The following is a 21,929-nucleotide window of genomic DNA, read 5'->3' on the forward strand; positions in this document are numbered from 1 at the left end:
TCAGTACGAGCGGGAGAGACGCACCCGAGAAACGGACGCCGAGTCGCAGCGTCGGTTCGACTTGACCGCCCGTCTGCGGTTTCGGCCGATCCGGAGTCGGCCTAGTTGGTGATCACGTGAGCGACGCAGTCCTCGTCCACGAAGGTGCCGTCTGCGGACAGCTGGGCGCAGTTCTGGACGCCGTCGGAGCCGCCGGGGAACTGGTCGACCGGCGCGACCGCGACGGTCAACACGAGCGTCGGGAGACACTGCCCCGCGCTGAGTCCACCGCTGTTCGAGTGCGTGGCAGTGACAGTCCCGCCGCTCGCAGAGGCGCTCCAGCCGCTTCCGGACGCCGAGACGAACGATATCCCGCCCGGAAGCGTGTCAGTGACGGTGATCTGGCCGTCACAGGTCTGCTCTTGGAGCATACACACGTCGATCTCGTAGCTCGACTGCTGACCGTACTGGAACTGACCGCCGGTCGTCTTCTCGATGTTGAGCCCGTCACAGGAGGCCTGCGGGGGCTGAACCGGAACGCTGACGCAGCTCCGGTTGTTCCTGGCGTTACCGTCGTCGCTCTCGATGCTCGCGCAGTTGCGAATCGCGTCGCCGGTCTCGTCTATCGAGCCGATCTCGACTTCGAGGGTGAGCGTCGGGAGGCAGTCGCCCGCGGCCAAGCCGCCGCTGTTCTGGTGTTCCGCGCTGACGACGCCGCCCGACTCGCTGACCGACCAGCCGCTCCCGCTCCCGCCGAGGAACGTCACGCCGCTCGGCAGTGCGTCGATAACTGGGACCGGTCCCAGACAGCTGCCGTCGCCGTCGTTACAGACGGTGATCGTGAACTCGGTCGTGTCGCCGGGCGCGACGCTGTCCGCCTCGTGGATCTTCTCGATAGACAGGTCGCAGTCGCCCCCGGTGCCGGTCGTGTCGATCGGGACGCTGACGCAGCTCTGGTTGTTGTCCGAGTTCGCGTCGTCGAACTTGATGCTCGCGCAGTTGCGGACCGCGTCGCCGGTCTCGTCTATCGAGCCGATCTCGACCTCGAGCGTGAGCGTCGGGAGGCAGTCGCCCGCGGCTAAGCCGCCGCTGTTCGGGTGTTCCGCAGTGACGACGCCGCCGGTCTCGCTGACCGACCAGCCGCTCCCGCTCCCGCCGAGGAACGTCACGCCGCTCGGCAGCGAGTCGACGACCGGCACCGGGCCGCGACAGCCCTCTCCGCCGACGTTACAGATGGTGATCTGGAACTCGGTCGTGCCGCCGGGCGCGACCGCCTCGCCGTCGTGTTCCTTCCGTATCGAGAGGTCACAGGCGCCGCCGACGCTGTCCGTGTCGACGGGGACGCTGATACAGTCGCGGTTGTTGGTCGAGTCCGCGTCGTCGCTCTCGACACTCGCGCAGTTGCGAATCGCGTCGCCGGTCTCGTCTATCGAGCCGATCTCGACCTCGAGCGTGAGCGTCGGGAGGCAGTCGCCCGGAGCTAAACCGCCGCTGTTCGGGTGTTCTGCGCTGACGACGCCGCCGGATTCACTGACCGACCAGCCGCTCCCGCTCCCGCCGAGGAACGTCACGCCGCTCGGCAGCGAGTCGACAACCGGGACCGGCCCTCGGCAGAGCCCGTCTCCCTCGTTACAGACGGTGATCTCGAACTCGCTCGCGCTACCGGGCACGGCGAGGTCACCGAGGTGCTCCTTCGATATCGACAAGTCACACTCGCCGGTCCTCGTGACCGGGACGGTGACGCAGTCGGTCTTGTAACTCAGGTCCGGGTCGCCCTGTTCGACCGTGACGCAGTTGCGGACCGCGTCACCGACTTCGTCCGGAGATCCCACGTCGACCGCGAGGGTCAGCGTTGGCAGACACTCCCCGGGGTTCAGGCCGTTCGCGTTGGGGTGCTCGCAGGTCACGACGCCGCCGCTTTCGGTACAGTCCCAGTCGGTCCCAGTGTCCCCGGCGTACGTCACGCCGCTCGGCAGGTCGTCCGTGACGGTCACGGCGTCTTCACAGGTACCGTCGCCGTCGTTACAGACGGTGATCTCGAACTCGGTGGCGCTCCCGTACGAGACGGTTTCGCCGACGTGTTCCTTGGTGACAGAGAGGTCACACCGCTCATCAGGCGGCCAGGTACAGCCGGCCAACGAGATCGCGCCGCCCACGCCGACCGTCTGAAGGACACGACGCCGGTTGATCGTTCGCTCGTCCGTCATCGGAGCCACCGATTCTCCGAGGGGATTCGAGCGGTGCCGAGAGATCGGCCCGTTTCACGGCCGCGACTCTCCGAACCCGATCGGATTCGAGTTCGAGGCGACCGAGTCCGCAGGGATTGAGTTCGGGGAGATCCGTGTTGATCGAGGCGTCTCCGAGCGGAGAGTCCGCTTCCGTTGAGCTGGTGTGTGATTGTCATAGTCTGTCATGAATAACACCCTACCGGGCAGTAAGTGTAGGATAAAATTTATGATTATTATTATTATGATAAGAGAAGCAGACCATATATACCTGTCGTAGGAACGGAGTACCGAGCGTCTCCGTCCCGTCGCGACGGGTCGACGTATTCGAGAGGGGTGGCCGGCCACGGGGGTCGCCGCCTGCCGGTCAGGGGATCACGGTGAAGACGCTGTACAGCATGAACAGCGCGAGGGCGGCGACGACGACACCCATCACGCGCATCATGAGGATCCGCGTGTCGCTCGGCTCGATCCGTTGCGTCGAGCCGTCGGGCGAGCGCGTCTGCCAGCTCGTCATCTTGCGAGGGAACGCCGCCATCGCCAGCGCGCCCGCGGCGACGAGGAGGGGGACGGCGACGAAGAACAGTCGGAATGGTGCGGGGAACATGCGCGGAGCAGTGGTCGCGCGAGCCAACAAAGCGTTACGGAATCTCGACGCCCCGGAGAACCGCGGTCAGTACCCGCCAGGCAGCGCCATGCCGACGGCGAGCGCGACGAGCGGGACCGCGGCGACGACCGCGTACCACAGTCCGGCGCCGACGAGGAGGAGCCACGTCGAGTAGCCGTACCCCGTCGGGTCCCAGTCGACGCCGAGTCGCGGCAGGCCGATCACGGCGACCGCCGGCGCGACGAGGGCGACGAGGACCGCGCCGAACAGCGCCGTGGTGAGGAACCCCTCGCTCCAAGCGGGGCCCGCCTCACCGGCGTACGCGACGGTAAGGCCGACACCGGCGATGTACGGGACCGAGAGCCCGACGGACACCCCGAGATACGAGGGCAAGACGCGTCCCGCCGGCGGGAGCGCGTCGAACAGCGCCCGGAGGCGCATCGTCGCGAGAAACGGCGCACACAACCCAGCGGCGACGATCCCGGGAAAGAGGAACAGCGCGACCGTCCACAGCCACCCGACGACCGAGTCCGAGATGCCGGAGATCGCGAGGGGGGAGACCGAGCCGGAGAGCGATTGGAGGGCCGTCAGAAGCGGGGGGAAAACCGACGGAAGCGCGGGGAGGGCGATGGCCATGCGCGTGAGAGTCGCCGCGGGCGGCAAACGTCTTGTGGTGGCCCGCGGCGGATCCTCACCGGTCGCGGTCGCCGCGCGCCGCCTCCCCCCACCGCTCTCCACTTCCCTGCCACCTCCCCCGCCAACCCCGCGGCCGGAACCACCAGCGTTTATCCCGCTCGCCGCGACCGGTCGACAACGATGCTCATCACGGGCGCGACGCTGGCCGACGGCCGGGTTCGAGACGTGCGGATCGGCGACGACGGACGGATCGCCGCGGTCGCCGAGGGGCTCGGCGCCGACGCCGGCGAGCGCGTCCTCGAAGCGCGCGGCAGACACCTCCTCCCGGGCGCGGTCGACGTCCACGTCCACTTCCGCGAGCCGGGCGGGAGCCACAAGGAGACGTGGACCTCTGGCTCCGAGAGTGCGGCCGCCGGCGGCGTCACGACCGTCGTCGACCAGCCGAACACCTCGCCGCCCACCGTCGACGGCGCGGCGTTCGACGAGAAGGCCGCGCTCGCGGCCGGCTCGCTCGTCGACTACGGGATCAACGGCGGCGTCACCGGCGACTGGGACCCCGAGAGCCTCTTCGAGCGCCCTCTCTTCGCGCTCGGCGAGGTGTTCCTCGCTGACTCGACCGGCGACATGGGGATCGACGCCGACCTGTTCGCCGACGCGCTCGACGCGGCCGCGGCCCGCGACGTGCCGGTCACCGTCCACGCCGAGGACGCGACGCTGTTCGACGAGTCGGCGCTCGATGGAGACCTCGGCGGCGTCGGCACGGCCGCGATCGCCGACGCGTGGTCCGCCTACCGGACGGCCGAGGCGGAGGCGGCGGCGGTCGAGCGCGCGCTCGACGCCGGCGCCGAGAGCGACGCGCAGGTACACATCGCGCACACGTCGACGCCCGAGGGGATCGACGCGGTCGTCGCGGCGCGAGGGGACGCAACGGGAGACGCCGGGCCCACCTGCGAGGTGACGCCGCACCACCTCTTCCTCTCGCGCGAGGACGCGCGCCGGCTCGGAACGTTCGGGCGCATGAACCCCCCGCTCCGCTCGGAGGAGCGGCGCGCGGCCGTCTTCGAGCGGCTCCGCGACGGCGGTGTCGACGTCGTCGCGACCGACCACGCGCCGCACACGGTCGAAGAGAAGCGGCAGGGGCTCGTCGACGCGCCGAGCGGCGTCCCCGGCGTCGAGACGCTGTACCCGCTTCTCCTGGAGTCCGTCCGGAAGGGGAACCTCTCCATGGAGCGCGTCCGCGACGTCGTCGCGGCGAACCCCGCCGAGATCTTCGGCCTCGAACGGAAGGGGCGGGTCGCCGAGGGGCGCGACGCCGACCTCGTCTTAGTCGACACCGCCGACCCGCGCGAGATCGAGGCCGGCGCGCTCCACGGCGCTTCCGGCTGGACCCCCTTCGAGGGGCTGTTGGGCGTCTTCCCGGAGCTGACGACGGTCCGCGGCGAGGTCGTCTACGAGCGCGACCCGGTCACCGGCGCGGAGTCGTTCGGCGAACCCGTCGGCCGGAACGTGCGGGAGCGGTAGGTCGCGATCGGGATTTGAGACGGGGGTCGCGGTGTGAAACTCATCCGCCGGTCGGATATCCGCGAGACGCTCCCGCGGGACCGATCCGTGTTCCGCGAACCGACGTTTATTACCGTCAGAACGGAGTCAATCAGGGTGGATGCTCCACGATCTCGGTGTCGTCGGACAACTGTACACCGGCGTCTTCGCGCTCAGCGGTATCGTCTGTTTCGCCGCTATCGGTCGGGCGCAGAAGTTTCAGGACCCCGATGTCCGCCGGGGGCTCGTGGGGTTGCTCGCCACGTCCGGCGGGTGGGCGCTCCTCAGGGCCGCCGGGTTCCTGCTCCCCGATTCGTTCCGCGTGCCGGCGTACATCGTCGGACTCGCCATCGGGTTCGCCACCGTCTGGGCGTGGCTCTACTTCTGTTCCGCCTACTCCGGACGGGCCTACCACCGCGACACATCGCTACGACGAGCGAGTGCGGCTGTCTTTCTCACCGTGATCGCGGTGAAAGCCACGAACCCCATCCACGGGGCGTACTTCACCGCGAGTGAGGTGTCGACGCCGTTCGTCCACCTCGCGGTGGAACACAACGTGCTCCACTGGACCGCAACGGGCCTGTCGTACGTGCTGTCGGCGGTGGGGCTGTTCATCATCTTCCAGCTCTTCTTCGAATCGGGGTACGACACTCGGCCCCTCAGCGCGCTGTCGGTCCTGATCGGGCTCCCGGTCGTGTTCGACATCGCCGCTCAGTTCACGCCGCTGCTCATCAACATCATCTACGCGCCCATCGGTGTGGCAGTGTTCGCGGTCGGCGTGCTGTTCGTCTTCGAACGCCGCTTCCTCGCGGTCCAGCGGGCGTCGTTCGGTGACGACCTCTCCATCTACCTCGACGAACGGGGGCGCGTCCGCGACTACTCGGCGAGCGTCGGGGAGGTGTTCCCGGAGCTCGGCGAGTCGACGGGCGACCGCCTCGCCAAGGCCGTTCCGTCGGTCGTCGAGGCCCTCGAGAGCGACGACCAGATACTCGAGCGCGAGCGGGCCGGCGACCAGCGGTACTACTTCGTCTCGACGAGCACCGCCACGCTCGGCGACGCCGGAGCGCAGATCGTGCTGCTGTCGGACGTGACCCAGACGGAGCGCCAGCGCCGCCAGCTCGCCGAGCGCGAGGCCGAAGTCAACGAGCAGAACGAACTCTACCGGGGCGTCATCGACGTCAGTTTCGGCTTCGTCTTCCGAATCGACGAGCAGGGCCGGTTCACCTTCGCCTCGCCGTCCGTGGAGGAGTTCCTCGGCTACTCGCCGGCGGAGCTCGAGGGGCAACCGGTTTCGGTCACTCTCCCGGACGAGGCGACGGTCGAACGCGCGTGGGAGGAGATCGCGCCGATATTCGACGGCGAACGCAACACGGTCCGGGACTTCCCGCTGGAGACGAAAGCCGGGACCACCGTGTTCACGGACGTGCGAGGCGTCCCCATTTACGAGGGGAGCGTTCCCGCCGCCGAGCGAACGCCGGACGACATCGTCGGCGTCCAGTTGATGGTGCGTGACGCGACGAAACGCCGGGAGCGCGAGGGGCTCATCAGCGTCATCAACCGCGTGCTGCGCCACAACATGCGGAACAAGATGGGCATCATCACCGGGTACGCGGAGATGCTCGAAGGCCGACTCAGCGGCGAAGACGCCGAGAACGCGACGAAGATCAAGGACACGGCCGACCAGCTGCTCGACCTGACCGAGTCGGCGCAGCGTCTCGAGGAGTACCGGGAGCTGTCGCCCGAACTCGAACCGGTCGACGTCGTCCCGCTGCTCGAGGACACCGTCTCGGAACTGCGGATGCAACACCCCGAGGCGTCGGTGACCATCGACGCGCCCGACGCCGTCGTCGCGGAGACCCACGAGCGCCTCAAGACGGCGCTGTGGGAGGTCCTCGAAAACGCCGCGAAGCACGGCGGTGACCCGCCAGTCGTCGACATCGACGTGACGGTCACCGAGACGGACGTGACGATCGCCGTCAGGGACAACGGACCCGGACTCCCCCAGGCGGAACGGGACGTCCTGCGGTCGAGCGTGGAGACGCCGCTGGTTCACGGCGAGGGCCTCGGTCTGTGGCTGATCCACTGGATCGTCACCAGCCTCGACGGCGAGCTCGAAACGACGGCTGGGGACGAGGGCACGACGGTCGCGATTCGCCTCCCGAAAGCGTCGTGAGCGACGGCGACGATCGCTTATAAACCACCGATAGCGACGCTGCTCGTTCGCGTATACACGACAGCCGAACCGATCCGCTTCACCCGTTCCCGGCGTTTCTCACCGCTGTGTCCGTACTGCCCACGTCGGGCCGGAGCGGGTCACGCGGCGACGAGTGCCGCGGTCCAAGAGCCGCCTCCAAACCCGTCGGGATCGGTCGGAGACACGCGCCGCCGAGGCGTCGGCGGAACGCATATGCCGCTTCCACCCTTACCCGCTCCATATCCATGACTGTGGGGATCACTCGCACGGTTTCCCTCCGGCGCGTCGGCGCGCGCTCGGACCGCGGTGTCGCCGTCGGGGAGACCGGCGCGCGCTCGGACCGCGGTCCGCGAGGACGGGCGACGCCATGACTGACCCGAGAGAGCCGGGGCCGCTGGGGGCGGGCGTCGGGGAGAGCGACTCAGGAGCGGTCGCTCCGGACGACGGCGCCGCCGGAGACCCCCCGATGGAGCCCGCGGCGGTGGCCGAACTCGCGGAGCGGATCGCCGACAACGTCGAGGACGTGATCGTCGGCAAGCGCGAGGCGGTCGAACACGTCCTCATCACCATGCTGGCGCGCGGCCACCTCCTCGTCGAGGACGTGCCGGGCGTCGGGAAGACGACGCTCGCGAAGTCGGTCGCGCGCTCGATCGACGGTTCGTTCAAGCGCGTCCAGTTCACGCCCGACCTGCTGCCCTCCGACGTCACCGGCGTCAACGTGTTCAACCGCCGCACCGACGAGTTCGACTTCCAGCCCGGTCCGATCTTCGCGAACGTCGTCCTCGGCGACGAGATCAACCGGGCCCCGCCGAAGACGCAGTCGGCGCTTTTGGAGGCGATGGAGGAAAATCAGGTGACCACCGACGGGACGACCCGCAACCTTCCGGACCCGTTCTGCGTGATCGCGACCCAGAACGACGTCGAGCCCGGACAGACGTACGAACTCCCCGTGGCGGAGGTCGACCGCTTCACGAAGAAGATCCGCCTCGGCTACCCGGACACGGAGGAGGAGGCCGCGATCCTCGGACGGCTCACGGGCGACCACCCGCTCGACGCGGTCGAGCCCGTGGCCACGATCGCGGACGTCCGGCGGGCCCGCCGTACCGTCGGCGAGATCGAGGCCTCGGAGGCGGTCCGGGAGTACGTGGCCCGGCTCGCGGTGTTCACCCGCCGGAACGCGAAGCTCGGGGCGAGCCCGCGCGGGAGCCTCGCGCTGATCCGCGCGTCGCAGGCCCGCGCCGCGCTCGACGGCCGCGGGTACGTGATCCCCGACGACGTCCAGACCGAGGCGCCGACCGTGCTCTCGCATCGCATCCGGACCGAGTCGGGCGGGACCGACGGCGCGGACGTCGTCGACGACGCGCTCGACCGGATCCGCGTGGAGTGACGCCGATGACGCCGACACCCCTCTCGTCCCGATGACGCCCGACCTCACCCGCCGTGGACGCGTCGCCGGCCTCGTCGGTCTCGTCGCGGCCGCTAGCGCACTCGCCGCCGGCGGGCGCGCGCTCGACGCGATCGTGATCCCGGTCGCCATCGCGCTCGCGGCGGGCTACGTTCAGGTGTCGCGCGTCGACCTCCCTGCGGTCCGACACGTGACGCCCCCCGACGGGTTCGTCGGGGAGACGCCCGAGGTCCGACTGGAGTTCGGCCCCGATGCCGCGCGGGGCGACAGCGGCGACGCGGGCGGGCCCTCGTTCCTCGCCGACGTCCTGGTCCGGGTCGACGAGGGGCTCGACGGGCCGACGGCGCCGATCCGGGCGTCCGTCGGCACAGAGCCGGTGTCGTACGCCGTCACGTACCGCGAGCGCGGCGAGCGGACGCTCGGCCCGGTCGAGCTCACCGTGACCGACGTGTTCGGCCTCTTCGAGCGCGAGCTGGTCGTCGAGGAGACCGACACCGTCACCGTGTACCCGCCTCGCGACCCGGTCCCGACGCGGTTCCGCCGCGAGCTGTACGCCGCCGACGCGGTCGACGTGAGCCGGCAGCGCGAGGAGTTCGACCGCCTCCGGGAGTACGCCCGCGGCGACGCGGTCCGCGACGTCCATTGGGCGACGACCGCCAAGCGCGACGAGATCGTGGTCAAGGAGTTCGCGGCCGAGACCGCTCGGAACCGCGTGACGATCGCGGGGGGGACCGACGTTCGCGGCGGTGACGCCGGCGGAGTCGCCGGGTTTCGTCCCAGCGGCTCCGACGGCGATTCGGACGGCGATCGCTCCGCGAGCGCGGCCGCGGCCGACGAGCTCGCGCGGGCGACGGCGAGCCTCGCGCTGGCGCTGCTCGACGACGGCGTCCCGGTCGACGTGCGACTGCCCGGCGGGCGCGTCTCGGCGGCGCCGGGCGGGCGCGGCCGACGCGAGGTGTTGGAGCTCGCGGCGCGGACCGGTCCGGGAGCGGTGACCGACGACGAGGCCGACGTGACGATCGTCGCGGGGGCGGACGGCAGCAGCTTGCGTACGGGCGACCGGTCGGTCTCGTTCGCGGACCTGCGCCGCGAGGCGGAGGATGAGCGCACGGCGAGCGACGGCTCCGACCCGAGTGGAGCCGACGGAGCGACGGACCAGCGGGAGGTGGCGTCGCCGTGAGCCGAGGCACGTCCGTCCGAGAGCGGCGCTCCCGGACCGACTCCGACGGGATCAACCGGCGGCTGGCCGACCCGGCGGTCGTCGGCGTAGCCGTCGTCGCCGCGGCGTACCTCGCCGTGTTCTTCCGGATTACGAACGTCGTCGGCGGAACGGGCCGAACCGCCGGCGTCGTCGCGGTCGCCGGGCTGGGCGGGATCGCGCTGGCGCGGAGTCTCCGCGAGCGCACCGCGGTCCTGCTGGCCGGGGCGGTCCTCGTCGCCGGACTGGGTGGGTACCTCTTCGCGATCCCCGAGAGTCAGCGCGCGCTGTTCACCGTCCGGAGCGTCGCCTTGGACGTCCTCGCGCTGTCGACCGGGCTCTCCGTGCTGCGGCTGGCGCTCGCGGACGTCTGGGTGCTGGCGGTGGCGCCGGTGCCGACGTTCCTCGTCGGCTACTTCGCGGGACGCGGACGCCACGTCGCAGCCGCGGCGGTCGCGGGCGGAACGCTCGGTTTCCTCGTGCTCACCGGCGACGCCGGGACGGGCGCCGCGGTCGCCGGCGTCGTCGGCCTCGCGCTCGCGGTGGGGCTCTCCACGCTGTCGACGCCGAGCCGCCGCCGCGGCCACGCGGGCACGTTCGCGCTGGTGGTCGCGGCGATGGTCGTCGCGAGCGCGACGGTCACCGTGATCCCGGCGGGCGCGGCGGATCCGCTGGGGCTGGACCGCGGCTCGGCGACGCTGGAGTCGAGCCTGAGCGGCGACGACGAGCTGGAAGTCGTCGGCACCACGCGGCTCTCCCCGGAGGTCCGGTACACGATCGAGAGCCCCGTCGAGCGGAACTGGCACACCGGAGCGTACGACACCTACACCGGCGACGGCTGGGTCAGGAGCGGCGAGCGGTCCGCGGTCAACGGCACGCTGCCGGGCCCGCCGGGAGCGAACGACAGCGTCGAGACGACGATCAGCGCGGAGACCGAGTCGAGCGCGCTCCCGGCGCCGTGGAAGCCGGTCGCGGCCTCCGGCGGTGGCGCGGTCGAGGTCGACGAGCGCGGCAGCCTCCGGCTCGCGAACTCGCTCGAACCGGGCGATCAGGTGACCGTCGAGAGCCGCGTCCTCGAGGCCGACCCCGCGACGCTCCGGAACGCCAGCACCGATTATCCAACCGCGATCGAGGAGCGGTACACCCAGCTCCCCGAGAGCACGCCCGACCGGGTCGGCGAGCGGACCGAGGAGATCGCGGCCGCGGCGGACGCGGAGTCGCCGTACGAGCGGGCGGCCGCCGTCGAGGCGTACCTGCGCTCGGAGTACGACTACTCGCTGACCGTCGAGCGGCCCGAGGGCGACGTCGCCGACGCGTTCCTCTTCGAGATGGACGCCGGCTACTGCGTGTACTTCGCGACGACGATGGCGGCGATGCTCCGGTCGCAGGGGATCCCCACGCGGATGGAGACGGGCTACACCTCCGGCGAGCGGGTGGGCGACGGCGAGTACGTCGTCCGCGGACAGAACGCCCACGCGTGGGTGTCGATCTACGTGCCCGACCACGGCTGGGTGGCGTTCGACCCGACCCCCTCGGACCCCCGCGACGAGGCGCGCGACACCCGGCTCGCGGAGGCGCGCGCCGACGGCGCCGAAGACGTCGACACCGAGGCGTCCGCGCCCAATCAGACGCTCGAAGCGGCCGCCGGCTCGAACCGCCCGGACTCGATCGGCAACGAGTCGGGACCGACCACGGACGGGAACGACTCCGCCGGCCCGACGGCGGCGGACGCGAACGACACCAACGGCTCGCAGGGGGGATCGGCCACCGACATCTCCCGCCTCGAAGGGGCGGAGTCGGAGGGCCTCACGCCGAACGACCGGCCCGACGGCTCCGGGAACGGAGACGGAGAGGGGCTCCCGCTCCCCGACCCGGAGACCGCGCTCTACTGGCTGCTCGTCGTGGGGCTCGGCGTCGCGGGCGCCCGCCGAACGGGGATACCGAGCCGGGCCAGCCGACGGATCGGTCCGGTGCTCCCGCGGCGGCGCGGCGAGCCGGCGGCGGACGCCGAGCGGGCGTTCGCCGACCTCGAACGGCTGCTCGCCGGGCGCTACCGCGAGCGGCGACCGGGCGAGACCCCGCGGCGCTACGTCGACGCGGTCCGGACGCTCGGCGCGGACGAGCGCGTCGAGATCGTCGCGGAAGCGTACGAGCGCGCCGCGTACGCCGGATCGGTGACCCGCGACGAGGCCGACGCGGCCCGGCGGGCCGTCCGTCGGCTCGCGCTCGAACGGTTGCCGCTCATCGGGCGGTTCGTCCGCTGATCGGGGGGCTTCCCGACACTATTTAATACGGGCGTCCTGTAGATTCGGGCTGTAATGTCGGAAGTCTGCTCGACGTGCGGACTGCCCCAGGAACTCTGCGTCTGCGAGGACGTCGCGAAAGAGTCCCAGCAGATCAGCATCCGCATCGACGAGCGCAGGTACGGTAAGGAGGTAACGGTCATCGAAGGATTCGACCCGAAGGACGTGGACCTGAGCTCCCTCTCGTCGGATCTCAAGTCGAAGTTCGCCTGCGGGGGCACCGTCGAGGACGGCGCCATCGAACTCCAGGGGAACCACTCGGGTCGCGTGGAGGACTTCCTCCGCGACAAGGGTTTCAACGTCGCGTGACCGTCACCTGACCGTCCGCCGTCGAGCGCCGCTTCTCCGCGCAGTTTTTCACCCCGATTAGCCGACGAGCGACCGCGCTGTCCCTCACGCCACCACGACGGCCCGCCCGACGACGAACGCCGCCGCCGCGAGGAAGGTGCCGTATTTAAATCGTCGCTGCGCCGCGGCGGGATCGGCGAAGCTCTCGTAGGTCGCGTACAGCATGACCGCGTCGGCGACCGCGACGACCGCGAGGTACGCCGCGCCGAGCGTCCCGGTGAGGTACGGGAGGGGGCTGACGGCGACGGCGACGACGAGCGCGGCGGCGCCGATCCACAGCGCCGTGCGCTCGCCGACCGCGATGGGGAGCGTCGCGAGCCCCTCCTCGCGGTCGCCGGCCACGTCCTCGACGTCTTTGATCACCTCGCGGGTGAACGTCGAGAGCCCGGCGAGCGCGGCGAGGACGAGGACCGCACGCGGGTTCCCCACGGCGGCCCCGCCGAACAGGAACGTCGAGCCGACGAGGTAGGCGACCAGGGCGTTGCCGAGGCCGGGGGTCCCCTTAAAAATGCTCGTGTAGGTGACCAAGGCGACGAGGTTCACCGCGGCGATGGCGATCGCGAGCGGCGGGAGGAAGACCGCGGCCGCGACGGCGACGGCGAACCAGACGGTCGCGGTCGCGAGCGCGCCCCGGGGCGAGACGGCGCCCCGCGGGATGGGCCGGTCTGGACGGTTGACCGCGTCGATCTCGCGGTCGAAGTAGTCGTTTATCGCGTTGCCCGCGGCGACCGCGAATGCGGTCGTCGCGGCCGCGAGCGCGGTCGGGAGGGCGGCGCCGCTCGCGCCCGCGACGAACGCGCCGGTGGCCGTGAGGGCCCCGGCCGCGACGCAGTTGCCGAGGCGCGCGAGTTCGACGATACCGCGGAGCGTGTCTCGCACGTCGTCCGCGTACTCCCGCCCGCGGGGAATAAACGGTGCGGGATCGGTCGGCGACTCGACGGGCGACGCGCCGAGGGCTGTCTGTCCCCGCGGGGTCGATTCGTCGCCGAGGGGTCGCCCCCTCCCGAAGGTGTTCGTCCGGCCTCGGACGGTTGTCGGTCGGTCTGCCACGAACGTTTATCAGGTCCGAAATGAAACACACGGACATGGCCAAAGGCTTAGACGTCGGCACGATGAACATCCTCTCCGGACGGCAAGAGGGCGCGGAGACGGTGTTCGTACAGCAGCGCAACTCCTTCGTCGAGATCGAGTACAGCGACATGGCTGAGCAGATGCTCTCGCGCAGCGACGTCCTCCACATCCGCAAGGACGACAAGGTGTACGTCGTCGGCGACGACGCCCTGAACTTCGCGAACATCTTCAACAAGGAGACCCGACGGCCGATGCAACACGGGATCCTCTCCAGCGAGGAGGCGTCGGCCATCCCGATGATCAAACTGATCACCGAGCAGGTGGTCGGCGAGCCCTCGAAGCCGAACGAGCGGCTGTTCTACTCCAGCCCCGCGGACCCCATCGACTCGCCGCTCACGACGCTGTACCACGAGAAGACGCTCGAATCGATGCTCGGCGACATGGGGTACGACCCCGAGCCGATCAACGAGGGGATGGCCGTCATCTACTCCGAGCTGGCCGACAACAACTTCACCGGCCTCGGAATCTCCTTCGGCGCGGGGATGACCAACGTCTGTCTCGCCTACTACGCGGTCCCCGTGATGAAGTTCTCCATCGCCCGCGGGGGCGACTGGGTCGACGAGCAGACCGCGCAGGCGACGGGCACGCCCGTCGACAAGGTGACGAGCATCAAGGAGGACGACTTCGAGCTCGACTTCCGCACCGACGTGGGCGGCGTCGAGGGCGCGCTCGCCATCTACTACGAGAACCTGCTCGACTACGTCATCGAGAACATCACCCGCGAGGTCGACGAGGAGGACGTCGAGGAGGGCCTCGACGTGCCCGTCGTCGTCACCGGCGGCACCTCCAGCCCGAACGGGTTCGAGGACCTGTTCGCCGACCACCTCGCGGACGCGAACATCCCGTTCTCGATCAGCGGCGTGCGCTCGGCCGACGAGCCGATGTACAGCGTCGCCAGCGGCGCCCTCGTCGCCGCGCGCTCCGAGGAGGGCGAAGACGACTCGGGCGCCGCCGAGGAGCCCGCGGCCGAGGAGGCCGCCCCCGAGTCAGAGGACTGAGGCGCGGGCGAGCGCCCGCCGATTTTTAAACCCGTCGACCGCCGCGCCGGATCGCGGGAATCCGCCGAAAAGTAAAACCGACGCCGTCCGTAGCAACTGACATGTCCGACGCCGCCGGCGCCGAGGGGGACCGTCGCCTGCGGGTCGACCTCGACGTTGACCCGGCCGGCGACCGCGCTTGTCCGATCGTCTCCGAGGCCGACGAGGCCGCGGAGGTCGCGGTCAACGCGGTCGGCGACGAGTGCGTCGTCGACGTGACGACGCCGGACGGCGACGTGCGCCGCGGGACCGGCGAGGTCGACGCCGACTGCCTCTGTCACGCGTTCGGGGGGCTCGGCTGCGTCCCGCACTTCCGGCGCGTCGAGGACGGGACGATACTCGTCACCGCGTACGTCGACGACCGGGCCGCGGTCCGCCGATTGGTCGAGGCACTTCGCGGGGTCGTCGACCGAGTGCGACTCGTCCGGCTGGCGGTCGTCGAGGGGCCGGACGCGACCGAGCAGGTCACCTTCGACCTCTCCGCGCTGACGCCGAAGCAGCGCCGCGGGCTCGAGCTCGCGGTCGTCCGCGGCTACTTCGACGACGACCGCGACGTGCGCCTGAGCGAGCTCGCCGACGAACTCGGTATCAGTAAGTCCGCGCTCTCCCAGCGGCTGCGCACCGCGCAGGCGAAGCTGGTGACGGACGTCTTCGACGGCGCCGAGCGGTGAGGGGTCTCCTTTAAATCGGTACACCGGTAAAGCGGGACGCCGAGGGGGCGCGACCGTCACCGTTCGGCCATGAGCGACGACGATCCGCCGGCCGTCGAGCCGGTCCGAGACGACGCGACCGTCGAGCTCGTGCGCGACGCAATCGGCGTCGCGCGCGGCGAGGTGCCCGCGGAGCGCTTCTCGGCGAAGTACGGCACGGGAGGGGAGTCCGGGACCGCCGGCGACGAGGAGTAGGGAACAGCGACGGCACGCCGAGCGTGCCCGAAGCCGGCTCAGTCGTCCGCTGGCGCGGATCGGTCCCCGCCGTCGATCCGCGCGAGCGCCTCCTCGCCGGCGCGCTCCGACTCCGTGAGGTAGCACTTCGGGTCGGGCGCGAACGGGTCTCCGTGCGCCGAGAGCGCGCGGAGCCGCGAGCCGCCGCGGCAGATCGACTGGTACGCGCAGTCGGCGCAGCGCCCGGAGAGGCGCTCCTCTCGCTCGCGGAGCCCGGAGAGAAGCGGGTTCGACTCGTCGGACCAGATGGCGCCGAACGAGCGGTCGCGAACGTTGCCGGGCGAGTACCCCTGCCAGAACTGCGTGAGGTGGACGTTGCCGACGGGGTCGACGTCCGCGACGCGCTCGCCGGTCGGGTCGCCGCCGTTGCGTCGGAGATACTGATAAATGAGCCGAGCGCGGTCGGTCCCCATCTCGCGGTCGGCGTACTCGACGAGGTGGCCCGCGTCGGCGTAGTTGCCGACGAGCAGCGTCTCTATCTCCTCGCCCCGCTCGTGGTACTCGCGGGTGAGGTCACAGAGGTCCCTGACCGCTTTCCGGGTCGCCTCGGGCGAGAGATCGACGTTCGAGATGTCGGCGCCCCGGCCGCCGTAGTCGAGGTGGTAGAAGCAGAAGCGGTCGACGCCCACATCGGCGAGCAGGTCGACGACGCCCGCCAGGTCGTCGACGTTGTGCTCGGTGATCGTGTACCGGAGCCCCGTCTTGAGCCCGACGTCGAGGCAGGCCTCGATGCCGCGGACCGCGGCGTCGAACGCCCCCTCCTCGCCACGGATCCGGTCATTGCGCTCGGGGAGCCCGTCGACGGAGACGCCGGCGTACTTGAGCCCCGCTTCCTTCAGTTCCCGGGCGCGCTCGCGGGTGAGGAGCGTGCCGTTCGTCGAGAGCACCGGCCGGATCCCGCTGTCGTCGGCGTACGCGATGAGCTCCGGGAGGTCCTCGCGGACGAGCGGTTCGCCCCCGGAGAAGAGGAGGACCGGGACGCCGAACTCCGCGAGGTCGTCGATGAGCGCCTTCCCCTCGGCGGTCGACAGCTCGTTCGGGGCGCCCTCGGTGTCGGCGCCCGCGTAGCAGTGTTCGCAGTAGAGGTTGCACCGCTTCGTAGTGTTCCAGACGACGACCGGCCGGCGCTGTTTCTCCTCGGTTATCTGCGGCTCCTTCGAGCCGTCGGCCGCGTCGTAGCGCAGCCCGTCGCTCTCGGCGTCGAGCCCGCAGAGCAGCTTGCTGACGGAGATCATCGCGATCCCTCCGCGGGCGGCTCCGCGGCGTCTTCCTCCTCGTCGACCGGCGCGCTGCCGCACGCGACCGTCGGCGTCCCTTCGGTCTCCTCGTAGACGCGCGGCTCGTCGGCGTCGTCGGACGACTCGTCGCCCCCCTCCTCGTCGCCCGCCAGCGACTCCGCGGAGTAGCGGGACACCTCCGCGGCCGGACACACCCACACGTCGCGGGCGTACCACGCGAAGAGCTTGCTCGCCTCCTCGTGGGCGACGTCCGGCGTCGGCGCGGCGACGGTGCCGACGTGGCGGAGCGGGTCCGACTCCTCCTCGCGGATGAACACCTCGAACCGGCGGCCGTCGGCCGACCGGGGCCCGTTCGCGTCCTCGCTTCGGTTCGTCTTCTCGACCATACCCCCGATACGGACGGTCCCCCGAACGGGGTTTCGCGCGTTCTCACGGCCGCGAAATTCGCCCGAACAGGTTCGGGCGACGGAGGGCGGTGCGGCGCGGTCGCCGCTCGGGAGGGGGGGAGCGGCGATCGGCAGACGACGAACGATGGACCAGCCGCTACCGAAGCGGGGTGAGATGCGAGGACCGCAGGCGGCGCGATCCCGCGTGAGAACGGCCTGTCACCGCAGGAGAGAGCCGCTTAGATGACGCGGTTCTGCAGGTAGTCGAGGTGTTTCGCGTTGTAGACGATCTTGACCTCGTCGGTGGCCGGGCTGCCGATACAGGTGAGGCGGACGTTCTTCTCCTCGACCTCCTCGTCGGAGAGGATCTGCTGCATGTCCATCTCGATGTCGCCCTCCTTGACGATGGACGCGCAGTTCGCGCAGGCGCCGGCGCGGCACGAGAAGGGCCAGTCGTAGCCCTGTGCCTCGGCCGATTCGAGGATGTATTCGCCCTGGTTCACTTCGAGGGTGCCGTAGTCCTCGGCGTCGAGGTCGGCGTCGGCGGCCTCCTCGAAGAGGTTGTCGTCGTCCATCGACCAGCCGTGGTCGTCGAGCACTTCGTAGTTGAGGTATTCTACTGTGGGCATCACCTGCCGATTTGATGCCCACCTCATTAGGCTTTGCTGTTCCCCACCCGACCGCCTCCCGAGCGACCGTCGCCGACCGAACATATTCGACTCGTCTCGGCGGCGACGGCGGGGGTCGGAGCGCCCGATCCTCGCCTTCGCCGCGCGGATCCGTCCGCGGCCGCTCGCGTGACAAACCATTATCACGACTGATACAAGGTGAGTAACAATAAATAGCGTACAGCGCTCAGTAACCGTCGATGGAGGAGTCCGTCGTCGCCGACTTCGTCGGCCGCGTCCACGCGGCGAGTTTCGGAACCGACGAGCCGGTGACGGGCCGCGTCCTGCTGAGCCAGCGGCGGTTAGTCATCGCGACGGACGACGGGAAGGAGACTGTCCCCCTCTCGCGGGTGTTCGACGTCGTTGTCGGGAGCGTCCCGGGCGACCTGCGCTCGTTTTTCAACGACAGCGTTACCGTCGCGTACGAGCGCGACGGGTCGCGGCGCACGGCGCTCGTGGAGGGCGAGCCCGAGGACATGGAGAAGTTCGTCAGGCTGCTGTTCAAAGCGCTGCTGCGGAACGTCACCGTCACGGTGCGGCACCCGGCGAAGGTCGGCGGGCGCGTCACGGACGCGAGCGACCACCGCGCATCGGTGTCGGTGGCGCCGGGCGAGATCCGGTTCGACAACTGCCCGGAACCGTTCACCGTCGACCTCTCCGCGGTGATCGACTACGAGCGCACCGACCGCACTCTCGGCGGGAAAAAGCGGCCCGCGCTCGTCTTCCGGCACGTCGCCGACGGCCAGACGGTCACGTCGATCGCGACCGTGCCGAACGGGCGCGCGCTCAACGTCCTCGGCCGGTACATCAAGACCGAGTACGACGAGGCGATGGAGGAGCTCGACTCGTTCGACCCGACCGAAGAGCAGCTGGAGATTCTCGTCTCCATCTACTCGGCCGGCGGGGAGGCAAACATCGCGGACGTGGTCACCGGCGACGTCACCCAGACGTCGATGATCCTCGATACGCTCCGAGAGGCCGACCTCGTCGCCGACGGCGAGAGCGGGGCCGCGCTCACCCGCAAGGGACAGATGATCGTGAGCTCCTACCTCGAGTCGGTGAACGCTTGACAGCCGGACGCGACGCGGTCAAGGGTCGAACTCGGCGCGGTTGTGGGTCGGTCCTGACCCGTTCGAGGCCGAACGCGAGGCTTCGGCCCGGGGGAAGTTTCAAGCTCCTGTAACCGTAGGTATCTCTCATGCGAGATAACGACCACCGCGGCGGCGAGACGCCGCTCGACGCCGTGGTCCGCGAACGGGGAATCGACGCGCTCGCCGGGGCGCAGGAGGGCGATTCGCCCGCCGGCGAGACGGCCCCGAGCGAGGCCGTCGACTCGGGACCGCGAACGGCCCGCGTGCCGGCGGACCACGACCACGACACGTTCTCGGTCGAGGGGATCGACACCGACCGCCGCGAGGGGCTGTTGGAGGCGGTCCTGCGCGACGTCGACGGCGTCAGCGACGCCTCCGCGACGCGGCGCAACGGGACGGTGGGCGTCCACCACGACCCGTCTCTGTCGCGCGACGCGCTCCGCGAGACCCTCGAGTCGTGCGGGCTCGTCGTCGCGCCCGGCGACGAGGCGTTCGAAGCGCGGCGCGCGTCGCAGTTCGCGTCGGCCCGCGTCGCGGTCGCAGTCCTCTTCGGCCTGATGGTCGCGACGCCGTACGTCGCGGTGTTATACCCGACCCGCGTCGAGTGGCTGTTCTACGACCCCGTGACGGTCCAGTACCTCCAGTCGATCCTCGACTCGGCGATGACGACGCACTTCTTCGTGAACCTCGGCGCGCTCTCGGGGCTCGCGTTCCTCGTCGCCTGCGGCCCGGCGATCCGCCGCGCGACCGCCGCCGTGCGCGACGGCCGGTTCACCAACGAGGTCGCGTTCGTCGGGGGCGTCGTCGCGCTGTACGGATACAGCACGCTGACCGCGTTCACGGGGCTGGAGGGGGCGGTCCACTACGACCTCGTCGCGTACGCGGTCGTCGTCGCCACGCTCTGGACGGAGTTCGCCGTCACGGACACCGCGGCCGACCCCGCGTCGAGCACCGAGTCGGCGGCGGAAGCGACGGCCGACGCCGACGCGGACGAGCCGGTCGCGATGACCGACGGCGGGCGCTGACGGGCCCGCGCGGTCGCCGTCTCGGTGGGAGACAAGCTTTCTCATGTGAGTACAATCTCGGTGAACCCCGGCTCCGTCGCGGTCCGGATCACCGAACCGCCGGACACGCCGGCGGCTCAGAACAGTCCGGCGATGAACCCGATCCCCATGACGACCAGGACCGCCGCGGAGAACGCGGGCAGGTACGGTGTGAACCGCTCGACGCGCTCCTTGGAGCGGTGATAGCCCGCGATCAGCAGCATGGTGAGGCCGACGATGCCCGCGATGACGGTGAGCGCGTAGGCGCTCATCAGTTCGAGGCAGTAGTTCGATCCGGCGCACAGCGCGATGATCTCGAACTCCTCCTCGTGAGCGAACCCGAGAACGAACGCGAACCACGCGATGCCGAGGAGCCCCCTGTCGGCGCTCTCGTCGAAGCCGCCGTGCGAGTGGGAGCCGCCGCCGACGAACGGGAGAATTCCTTTTAAACTGGCGAGGCGTCCGCCGCCGTCGTGATCGTGTGACTGGCCGTGGCCGTGGTCGTGGTGGTCATGCTCGTCGTGGTGGTCGTGCTCGACGTGGTGGTCATGCTCGTCGTGGTGGTCATGCTCGTCGTGGTGGTCATGCTCTTCGTGGTGGTCGTGATCCCCTTCCGAGTCGTGGTCTGTCGCGTGATCGTGCGCCTCACCCGGAGATCCGTGCGAATGCCCGTGGGCGTATTCGCGGACGCCGAGCCCGATCAGCAGCACGCCGGCGACGAGGCTGACCGGGCCGCCGATCTGGATGTCGCCGAGCACCGTGATCGGCTCGTTGACCTGCGTGAGATCGAAGTAGTTCTTCGCGTAGAAGAAGACCGCAACCATCGCGATGCTGCTGACGAGGTGGCCGAGCCCGATGATGAGACTCGCTGCGAACCCGTACAGCCACTTGTTGGTCTGGTCGAGCGCGTAGGAGGCGGCGACGGGCCAGCCGTGCCCCGGTTCGACGCCGTGGACCGCGCCGAGCAGGATCGCGCCCGCGAGCGGTCCGAACAGTTCGCTTGGGAGCATCGTTGGTCGAGGGTCGGGAACGGGACCGTTTAGCGGTTGTTAGTACCGAACCGGGGGGATCGTAATACGGAGCCTCTTGTGTCCCCGGGTCCGACGACGAGGTAATGCGAACGAGTTTCAACATCCCCGACGGGCTCGTCGAGGAGTTCGATCGGGCGTGGCGAGACGAGGGGATCGAGAACCGGTCGCGGGCGGTGCGCGAGGCGATGCTGGAGTTCGTCGAGTCGCACTCGCGGCTCGAGGAGACGTCCGGCGAGGTCGTCGCGCTCGTCGGCTTCGACTACCGCCACCACGAGGTGATCCGGGAGCTCCACGGCGCCCAACACGAGTACCAGGACGTGATCCTCAACACGAGCCACACCCATCAGGGCGAGTGGTGTCTCGAATCGCTGTTCTGCCGTGGCGACGCCGAGCGCGTCCGCGAACTGACGTACCGCCTCCGCGACTTCGACGCCGTTCGCCGGGTGAAGGTGATGCTGATCCGCGACGGCGACGAATAATCCAGAACGACGTCGGGAACGAGAACGCACCGACGACCGTCGTCGTGCCACTCACGACCGCGCGAGGCGACGAGCGTGACCCGTTCGAAGTGATAGTTGAAACGGCGGAGTCGCCGCTTCGAGAGGGCTCCGTCCCGCTCTGTAGTTAGGTTCGGACGGTGTCGATCCGACACCGGCTCAGGGAGAATATCGGCTCCGTTCCGGACTCTCGTCTGGGGGAAGTCGACGAGGCGCTCAGGTACAGCCTCGGGCTGCGAGAGCTCTAGCGGCGCTCCCGCTGCGCAACACCGATTATATACGAAAGCTTATGCTGTACCTTCGCTTTCATGATCTGATCATGAGTTCACGAAGACCACATGGTGGCGCACGCGACTTGTCGCATGCTACCATGAGCCGTCGTCGCCTTCTCGCGGCAAGCGGAGTCGTCGCGGTCGGCGGATTGAGCGG

General features: G+C 69.9%; 20 protein-coding genes and 1 pseudogene. 13 read left to right on the forward strand and 8 right to left on the reverse strand.

All coding sequences use genetic code 11. From position 1 onward, the window contains the following. Positions 1 to 101 precede the first annotated feature (101 nt). From ACOZ35_RS08130 to ACOZ35_RS08140, 3 genes are all read right to left on the reverse strand, one after another. Positions 102 to 2,186: a hypothetical protein gene (locus ACOZ35_RS08130; RefSeq protein ID WP_424015876.1), complete on the reverse strand. Its 2,085-nt coding sequence runs from the start codon at positions 2,184 to 2,186 to the stop codon at positions 102 to 104. Between the two features lie 385 nt (positions 2,187 to 2,571). Next, positions 2,572 to 2,811 (reverse strand): hypothetical protein, encoded by a 240-nt coding sequence (locus ACOZ35_RS08135; protein WP_424015877.1) that lies wholly within the window; start codon positions 2,809 to 2,811, stop codon positions 2,572 to 2,574. Positions 2,812 to 2,877: 66 nt separating this feature from the next. Further along, positions 2,878 to 3,447: a hypothetical protein gene (locus ACOZ35_RS08140; protein ID WP_424015878.1), complete on the reverse strand. Its 570-nt coding sequence runs from the start codon at positions 3,445 to 3,447 to the stop codon at positions 2,878 to 2,880. 180 nt (positions 3,448 to 3,627) lie between these two features. Between ACOZ35_RS08140 and ACOZ35_RS08145 the strand changes: the two genes are divergently transcribed. The 6 genes from ACOZ35_RS08145 (at position 3,628) to yciH (ending at position 12,395) form a co-directional block, all read left to right on the forward strand. Next, a complete protein-coding gene (locus tag ACOZ35_RS08145; protein WP_424015879.1) occupies positions 3,628 to 4,968 on the forward strand; it encodes a dihydroorotase in 1,341 nt (446 codons plus the stop codon). A 139-nt stretch (positions 4,969 to 5,107) separates the two neighbouring features. Beyond that, complete coding sequence (locus tag ACOZ35_RS08150) at positions 5,108 to 7,159, forward strand: ATP-binding protein (protein ID WP_424015880.1); 2,052 nt, start codon at positions 5,108 to 5,110, stop codon at positions 7,157 to 7,159. Positions 7,160 to 7,547: 388 nt separating this feature from the next. Further along, on the forward strand, positions 7,548 to 8,567 hold the full coding sequence (locus ACOZ35_RS08155) for an AAA family ATPase (protein WP_424015881.1): 1,020 nt from the start codon (positions 7,548 to 7,550) through the stop codon (positions 8,565 to 8,567). 31 nt (positions 8,568 to 8,598) lie between these two features. Beyond that, the gene (locus tag ACOZ35_RS08160; RefSeq protein ID WP_424015882.1) at positions 8,599 to 9,765 is read left to right on the forward strand and encodes a DUF58 domain-containing protein; all 1,167 of its coding nucleotides are present in this window, start codon (positions 8,599 to 8,601) and stop codon (positions 9,763 to 9,765) included. Continuing rightward, positions 9,762 to 12,047, forward strand: coding sequence for a transglutaminase domain-containing protein (locus ACOZ35_RS08165; RefSeq protein ID WP_424015883.1), 2,286 nt, complete (start codon positions 9,762 to 9,764; stop codon positions 12,045 to 12,047). Before ACOZ35_RS08160 ends, ACOZ35_RS08165 begins: the two co-directional genes overlap by 4 nt. 54 nt (positions 12,048 to 12,101) lie before the next feature. Beyond that, positions 12,102 to 12,395: a stress response translation initiation inhibitor YciH gene (gene yciH, locus ACOZ35_RS08170; protein WP_004596695.1), complete on the forward strand. Its 294-nt coding sequence runs from the start codon at positions 12,102 to 12,104 to the stop codon at positions 12,393 to 12,395. Positions 12,396 to 12,479: 84 nt separating this feature from the next. Here yciH and ACOZ35_RS08175 read toward each other — a convergent pair whose 3' ends face one another. After that, the gene (locus tag ACOZ35_RS08175) at positions 12,480 to 13,313 is read right to left on the reverse strand and encodes a geranylgeranylglycerol-phosphate geranylgeranyltransferase (RefSeq protein WP_424015884.1); all 834 of its coding nucleotides are present in this window, start codon (positions 13,311 to 13,313) and stop codon (positions 12,480 to 12,482) included. Between the two features lie 233 nt (positions 13,314 to 13,546). On the opposite strand from ACOZ35_RS08175, the gene ACOZ35_RS08180 reads away from it, so the two are divergent. From ACOZ35_RS08180 to ACOZ35_RS08190, 3 genes are all read left to right on the forward strand, one after another. After that, complete coding sequence (locus tag ACOZ35_RS08180; protein WP_424016052.1) at positions 13,547 to 14,563, forward strand: hypothetical protein; 1,017 nt, start codon at positions 13,547 to 13,549, stop codon at positions 14,561 to 14,563. 101 nt (positions 14,564 to 14,664) lie between these two features. Beyond that, positions 14,665 to 15,273 carry a helix-turn-helix domain-containing protein gene (locus ACOZ35_RS08185; protein WP_424015885.1) on the forward strand — a complete coding sequence of 203 codons (609 nt, stop codon included), beginning with the start codon at positions 14,665 to 14,667 and terminating at the stop codon, positions 15,271 to 15,273. A 69-nt stretch (positions 15,274 to 15,342) separates the two neighbouring features. Beyond that, positions 15,343 to 15,507: a hypothetical protein gene (locus ACOZ35_RS08190; RefSeq protein WP_424015886.1), complete on the forward strand. Its 165-nt coding sequence runs from the start codon at positions 15,343 to 15,345 to the stop codon at positions 15,505 to 15,507. A 38-nt stretch (positions 15,508 to 15,545) separates the two neighbouring features. Here ACOZ35_RS08190 and ACOZ35_RS08195 read toward each other — a convergent pair whose 3' ends face one another. The 3 genes from ACOZ35_RS08195 to fer form a co-directional block, all read right to left on the reverse strand. Then, positions 15,546 to 16,781 (reverse strand): TIGR04347 family pseudo-SAM/SPASM protein, encoded by a 1,236-nt coding sequence (locus ACOZ35_RS08195; RefSeq protein ID WP_424015887.1) that lies wholly within the window; start codon positions 16,779 to 16,781, stop codon positions 15,546 to 15,548. Further along, positions 16,778 to 17,170 (reverse strand): Htur_1727 family rSAM-partnered candidate RiPP, encoded by a 393-nt coding sequence (locus tag ACOZ35_RS08200; RefSeq protein WP_424015888.1) that lies wholly within the window; start codon positions 17,168 to 17,170, stop codon positions 16,778 to 16,780. The genes ACOZ35_RS08195 and ACOZ35_RS08200 overlap by 4 nt, the downstream gene beginning before the upstream one ends. A gap of 239 nt (positions 17,171 to 17,409) precedes the next feature. After that, entirely contained in the window at positions 17,410 to 17,799 is a 390-nt protein-coding gene (fer, locus tag ACOZ35_RS08205) for a ferredoxin Fer (RefSeq protein ID WP_004596710.1), read from the reverse strand. A gap of 239 nt (positions 17,800 to 18,038) precedes the next feature. On the opposite strand from fer, the gene ACOZ35_RS08210 reads away from it, so the two are divergent. After that, entirely contained in the window at positions 18,039 to 18,908 is an 870-nt protein-coding gene (locus ACOZ35_RS08210; protein WP_424015889.1) for a CheF family chemotaxis protein, read from the forward strand. Positions 18,909 to 19,036: 128 nt separating this feature from the next. Continuing rightward, positions 19,037 to 19,954 carry a hypothetical protein gene (locus tag ACOZ35_RS08215; protein WP_424015890.1) on the forward strand — a complete coding sequence of 306 codons (918 nt, stop codon included), beginning with the start codon at positions 19,037 to 19,039 and terminating at the stop codon, positions 19,952 to 19,954. A gap of 116 nt (positions 19,955 to 20,070) precedes the next feature. Here the strand turns inward: ACOZ35_RS08215 and ACOZ35_RS08220 are convergent, their stop codons facing one another. After that, positions 20,071 to 20,982, reverse strand: a complete 912-nt coding sequence (locus ACOZ35_RS08220; protein ID WP_424015891.1) for a hypothetical protein — start codon at positions 20,980 to 20,982, stop codon at positions 20,071 to 20,073. A 104-nt stretch (positions 20,983 to 21,086) separates the two neighbouring features. Here ACOZ35_RS08220 and ACOZ35_RS08225 point away from each other — a divergent pair, with 104 nt between their 5' ends. Both ACOZ35_RS08225 and ACOZ35_RS08230 read left to right on the forward strand, forming a co-directional pair. After that, entirely contained in the window at positions 21,087 to 21,482 is a 396-nt protein-coding gene (locus tag ACOZ35_RS08225) for a CopG family ribbon-helix-helix protein (protein WP_424015892.1), read from the forward strand. Then, positions 21,377 to 21,748: pseudogene (locus ACOZ35_RS08230) on the forward strand (type II toxin-antitoxin system PemK/MazF family toxin). Before ACOZ35_RS08225 ends, ACOZ35_RS08230 begins: the two are co-directional and overlap by 106 nt. The last annotated feature ends 181 nt before the right edge of the window (positions 21,749 to 21,929 follow it).

It is taken from the genome of Halorubrum xinjiangense (genome assembly GCF_049604745.1).
Classification (GTDB): domain Archaea; phylum Halobacteriota; class Halobacteria; order Halobacteriales; family Haloferacaceae; genus Halorubrum; species Halorubrum xinjiangense_A.

What these genes read in the sequence shown, in the direction of transcription:
- ACOZ35_RS08190 (WP_424015886.1), top strand. Translation starts at nt 15,343, where the DNA reads ATGAGCGACGACGATCCGCCGGCCGTCGAGCCGGTCCGAGACGACGCG.
- ACOZ35_RS08225 (WP_424015892.1), top strand. Translation starts at nt 21,087, where the DNA reads ATGCGAACGAGTTTCAACATCCCCGACGGGCTCGTCGAGGAGTTCGAT.
- ACOZ35_RS08210 (WP_424015889.1), top strand. Translation starts at nt 18,039, where the DNA reads ATGGAGGAGTCCGTCGTCGCCGACTTCGTCGGCCGCGTCCACGCGGCG.
- ACOZ35_RS08145 (WP_424015879.1), top strand. Translation starts at nt 3,628, where the DNA reads ATGCTCATCACGGGCGCGACGCTGGCCGACGGCCGGGTTCGAGACGTG.
- ACOZ35_RS08155 (WP_424015881.1), top strand. Translation starts at nt 7,548, where the DNA reads ATGACTGACCCGAGAGAGCCGGGGCCGCTGGGGGCGGGCGTCGGGGAG.
- ACOZ35_RS08215 (WP_424015890.1), top strand. Translation starts at nt 19,037, where the DNA reads ATGCGAGATAACGACCACCGCGGCGGCGAGACGCCGCTCGACGCCGTG.
- ACOZ35_RS08135 (WP_424015877.1), bottom strand. Translation starts at nt 2,811, where the DNA reads ATGTTCCCCGCACCATTCCGACTGTTCTTCGTCGCCGTCCCCCTCCTC.
- yciH (WP_004596695.1), top strand. Translation starts at nt 12,102, where the DNA reads ATGTCGGAAGTCTGCTCGACGTGCGGACTGCCCCAGGAACTCTGCGTC.
- ACOZ35_RS08200 (WP_424015888.1), bottom strand. Translation starts at nt 17,170, where the DNA reads ATGGTCGAGAAGACGAACCGAAGCGAGGACGCGAACGGGCCCCGGTCG.
- ACOZ35_RS08160 (WP_424015882.1), top strand. Translation starts at nt 8,599, where the DNA reads ATGACGCCCGACCTCACCCGCCGTGGACGCGTCGCCGGCCTCGTCGGT.
- ACOZ35_RS08185 (WP_424015885.1), top strand. Translation starts at nt 14,665, where the DNA reads ATGTCCGACGCCGCCGGCGCCGAGGGGGACCGTCGCCTGCGGGTCGAC.
- ACOZ35_RS08220 (WP_424015891.1), bottom strand. Translation starts at nt 20,982, where the DNA reads ATGCTCCCAAGCGAACTGTTCGGACCGCTCGCGGGCGCGATCCTGCTC.
- ACOZ35_RS08130 (WP_424015876.1), bottom strand. Translation starts at nt 2,186, where the DNA reads ATGACGGACGAGCGAACGATCAACCGGCGTCGTGTCCTTCAGACGGTC.
- ACOZ35_RS08180 (WP_424016052.1), top strand. Translation starts at nt 13,547, where the DNA reads ATGAACATCCTCTCCGGACGGCAAGAGGGCGCGGAGACGGTGTTCGTA.
- fer (WP_004596710.1), bottom strand. Translation starts at nt 17,799, where the DNA reads ATGCCCACAGTAGAATACCTCAACTACGAAGTGCTCGACGACCACGGC.
- ACOZ35_RS08150 (WP_424015880.1), top strand. Translation starts at nt 5,108, where the DNA reads ATGCTCCACGATCTCGGTGTCGTCGGACAACTGTACACCGGCGTCTTC.
- ACOZ35_RS08140 (WP_424015878.1), bottom strand. Translation starts at nt 3,447, where the DNA reads ATGGCCATCGCCCTCCCCGCGCTTCCGTCGGTTTTCCCCCCGCTTCTG.
- ACOZ35_RS08195 (WP_424015887.1), bottom strand. Translation starts at nt 16,781, where the DNA reads ATGATCTCCGTCAGCAAGCTGCTCTGCGGGCTCGACGCCGAGAGCGAC.